This window comes from Leisingera sp. F5, assembly GCF_001593695.1.
Window position 1 is genome coordinate 1 of record NZ_LUKH01000198.1, and the last position, 3,927, is coordinate 3,927.

Sequence of the window (3,927 nt, forward strand, 5' to 3'; positions counted from 1 at the left end):
GATCTCCACCCCGCGGGCATTGCGCTGGAACAGGGCAAACCCCAGCTCCGCCTCCAGCGTTTTGACCTGATAGCTGACCGCGCCCTTGGTCATGTTCAGCGCCCCGGCGGCATCTGAAAAACTGCGGTGGCGGGCGATTTCAACAAACAGCCGCAGGCTGTCGTGGTGGCGGAATTCTACAGACATAAGGCAAGCGTATAAATTTCCTGAACGCAGCGCACAAATAAAATCGATTGCCGGACGCGCAGATTCCTAAAATATAGACCCCGGAATATTCACTCGGGAGGCTTCAAGTTGGGAAATATGAACGCTGATACGCATATCACCCAGCGCGGCCGGTCGCGCCGGGGGCGGCTGACCCGGCACAATGCACCTCAGGCAACACCTATCTACCAGCGCCGCAACATTCCCGCCTATGATCTGCTGGAGGATACTGCACTGGCCCGGATCGAGGCCCAGGCGGATTGGATCCTGGAGCATATCGGGGTTGAATTCCGCGGCGACGGTATTGCCCTCGGGCTGCTGGCTGAGGCCGGCGCGCAGGTTGATGGCCCCCGCGTCCGCTTTGCGCCGGGCCATGCCCGGCAGCTCTGCGCCACCGCCCCCGCCGAGTTTCAGCTGCATGGGCGGAACCCTGCCCGCACGGTCACCCTGGGCGGCGATAACCTCGTGCTGATGCCGGGCTATGGCTCCCCCTTTGTCAGCGATCTGGCGCAGGGCCGCCGCTATGCCACGCTGGCGGATTTCGTGAACTTCATGAAGCTATCTCATCTGTCCCCCGCGCTGCACCATTCCGGCGGCACCGTGGTAGAGCCGACGGACGTGCCGGTGAACAAACGCCATCTCGACATGGTGCTGGCGCATCTCACCCTGACGGACAAACCGTTCATGGGCGGCGTCACCTCAGCTCAGGGCGCGCAGGACAGCATTGATATGGCGCGGTTGGCCTTTGGCGCCGGCTTCCTGGACCGCCACGCGGTGATGCAGGCCAATATCAACGTCAACTCGCCGCTGATCTATGACGAAACCATGTCCGGCGCCCTGCGCATCTACGCAGCAGCCAATCAATGCGTCTGTATCTCCCCCGCGATCTTTGCCGGCGCCATGGGGCCGCTCTCCCCCGCTGCCGTTGCGGCGCAGACCCTGGCCGAAGCGATGGCGGGCATTGCCCTCACCCAGCTGGTGCGCCCCGGCTGCCCGGTGGTGTTCGGCAGCTTCCATTCCTCGATGAACCTGCGCAGCGGCGCGCTGACCTTCGGCTCGCCCGAGGCGAATCTCGCCACCATGGCAATCACCCAGCTGGGCCGCCGGCTGGGGGTGCCGGTGCGGTCGGGCGGCGGCCAGGTCACCGCTTCAAACGCGCCCGACGGCCAGGCGATGCAGGACAGCGCCGGGGCGATGTGGGCGACGCTGCTGTCGGGCGGACATCAGGTCTGGCACGCGGCGGGCTGGCTCGAGGGCGGGCTGGTGATGTCTTACGAGAAATTCATCATGGACCTCGACCACTGCGGCGCCATGCTGAAGATGCTGCAGGGGTTCACCACCGATGACGAGGATTTTGGCCGCGATGCCTACGGCGAGGCCGGGCCGGGCGAGAACTTTCTGTCCACCGGCCACACCCTGCGCCACTACACCACCGCCAATTATGAACCGCAGATCCCCGATGCCGGCCCCTATGAGACATGGGACGAAAACGGCCGCCTGACCGCGGATCAGCGCGCAACAGCCCGCTGGCAGCAGATGCTGGCAGAGTATCAGCCGCCGCCGATGCCGGACAGCACCCGCACCGCCCTGAATGACTTCGTGGCCAAGCGCAAAGCCGCCATGCCCGACGAATGGTATTGAAAAAGGACCATAAGATGACCGCAGAACTAAGCCGCACATCGGCGCTTGCCGCCCGCCACACCGCCCTTGGATCAGGGCTGGAGGACTGGAACGGCATGGGCACCGCCTGGAGCTACAGCACCGACCCGAACGACGAGCACGACGCGGTGCGCGAGCGGGCCGGCATGTTCGACATGTCGCCGCTGAAAAAGGTCTTTGTCCGCGGCTCTGATGCGCAGGCCGTACTGGACCACCTGACCACCCGCGACCTTAGCAAAGTCACGCCCGGCAAGGCAGCCTACCTGTGCGTTCTGACTGAGGCCGGCGGCATTGCAGACGACGCCATCGTATCGAACAACGGCGGCGGCGAGTGGATGATCGTGCATGGCTCCGGCGATACCATGGCGCTGCTTGAAGCCTCCGCTGAAGGCCGCGACGTGTTCCTGGAATTCACCGACGACCTGCATGACGTCTCGGTGCAAGGCCCTGCAGCACTGGAGATCCTGAACCCTCACTGCGACACCGATCTGGCCGCACTTGGGTATTTCGAACACGCCCCGGCCACCCTGTTCGGCCATCCCTGCCGGATTTCACGCACCGGCTATTCCGGCGAGCGCGGCTATGAGATCTTTGCCGGCGCCGCCGTGATCACCGACATCTGGGACCAGCTGGCGGCGGCCGGTGTGATGCCCTGCTCCTTCACCGCGCTGGACAAGGTGCGGATCGAGGCCGGGCTGCTGTTTTATGGCTACGACATGACCGCGGACAACACTCCCTGGGAGGTTGGCCTGGGCTTCACCGTCAGCGCGTCCAAGGGCGATTTCCGCGGCAAAGACGCGGTGATGGCGGCAAAGGGTGCTGCGAGGATCGGCAATGTCTGCCTCGATATCGATCACCCGGACATGGTTGAGGGCGGCGAGACACTGTCTCTGGACGGCGAAGACATCGGCGTGATCAACAGCCCCTGCTATTCGCACCGGCTGGGCAAATCCCTGGCGCTGGCCCATATCCGCCCCGGCATTGCCACCGGTAGTGTTCTGAACGTCGCCAGCGAAACCCTGAAAACCACCGCGACGGTAACCAGCAGCCCAGTTTACGACCCGCAAAAAACCCGCACCCACGGCTGAACCGCCGTGCAGAACCTGGCAGGAGGCCGGCGTTCAAACTGCCGGCCCTCTGCGCCCTAGCCTTGCGCCGCCAGAAACGCCGACACCCGCGCCAGGCCTTCTTTCAGGATCTCCGGCCCGTTGGCGTAGCCAATGCGGACATACCCCTCCATGCCCAGGGCCGACCCTGGTGTGAACATCACCCCCGTCTGTTGCAGAAGCGCCACGCAGAACTCGCGCGACGTCATCGGCAGATCGTATTTCAGCAACGCCGTGGTACCCGAGCGCGGCTTTACCCAGGACATCCGCGGCTCCTGATCCACCCAGCCTGCCAGAATTGCCAGATTGCCGCGGGTGATGCGCTGGCTGCGCCCCAGCACCTGATCGCGGCTCTCCAGCGCCAGCGCGGCAAAATGGTCGTCGATCATACCCACGGAAATGGTGTCGTAATCGCGGTGAATGGACACCGCCTCAATTACCTCCCGCGGCGCCGTAATCCAGCCCAGCCGCAGCCCCGCCAGGGAATAGGCTTTGGACATGCCCGCCGTCGAAACCCCCTTTTCATAGATATCCGCGATCGAGGCGGTCATGCCGTTCCCCTCCTGATCGGTGCCGCGGTAAACCTCGTCGCACAGGATCCAGGCGCCGGCCGCACGGGCAATGGCGGTGATCTCCTCCAGCATCTCCCGATCCATCAGCGCGCCGGTGGGATTGTTAGGATTGTTGATGGCAATCAGTTTTGTGCTTGGCGTGACCAGAGCGCGCAGCGCATCAAGATCCGGCAGAAATCCGTCTTCCTCGCGCAATTGCAGCTGATGCACATCGGCGCCGATGCTGGCCGGGATCGAATAATGCTGCTGATACGTTGGCACCACCGCCACCACGCGGTCGCCGCGCGACACCAGCGCCTTATGCACCAGCATATTGGCGCCGATGGTGCCATGGGTGACGATGGTGTTTTCCACCTCCTGCCGCGTGTACAGCGCCGCAATGGCGC

4 protein-coding genes are annotated in these 3,927 nt (G+C 64.0%); 2 read left to right on the top strand and 2 right to left on the bottom strand.

From position 1 onward, the window contains the following. Positions 1-186, bottom strand: a 186-nt coding sequence (locus tag A2I95_RS27195; RefSeq protein WP_291734923.1) for a LysR family transcriptional regulator, incomplete at its 3' end; no start/stop codon positions are given. 117 nt (positions 187-303) lie between these two features. Between A2I95_RS27195 and A2I95_RS27200 the strand changes: the two genes are divergently transcribed. After that, positions 304-1,845: a trimethylamine methyltransferase family protein gene (locus A2I95_RS27200; protein WP_291734925.1), complete on the top strand. Its 1,542-nt coding sequence runs from the start codon at positions 304-306 to the stop codon at positions 1,843-1,845. A 14-nt stretch (positions 1,846-1,859) separates the two neighbouring features. Further along, a complete protein-coding gene (locus tag A2I95_RS27205) occupies positions 1,860-2,951 on the top strand; it encodes an aminomethyltransferase family protein (RefSeq protein WP_291734927.1) in 1,092 nt (363 codons plus the stop codon). Between the two features lie 56 nt (positions 2,952-3,007). Here A2I95_RS27205 and A2I95_RS27210 read toward each other — a convergent pair. Further along, the coding region (locus tag A2I95_RS27210; protein WP_291734929.1) for an aminotransferase class I/II-fold pyridoxal phosphate-dependent enzyme at positions 3,008-3,927 on the bottom strand (920 nt) is incomplete at its 5' end.

Bases quoted from the DNA above. Each gene is read 5' to 3' on its own strand.
- A2I95_RS27205 (WP_291734927.1), top strand. From the start codon at position 1,860: ATGACCGCAGAACTAAGCCGCACATCGGCGCTTGCCGCCCGCCACACC.
- A2I95_RS27200 (WP_291734925.1), top strand. From the start codon at position 304: ATGAACGCTGATACGCATATCACCCAGCGCGGCCGGTCGCGCCGGGGG.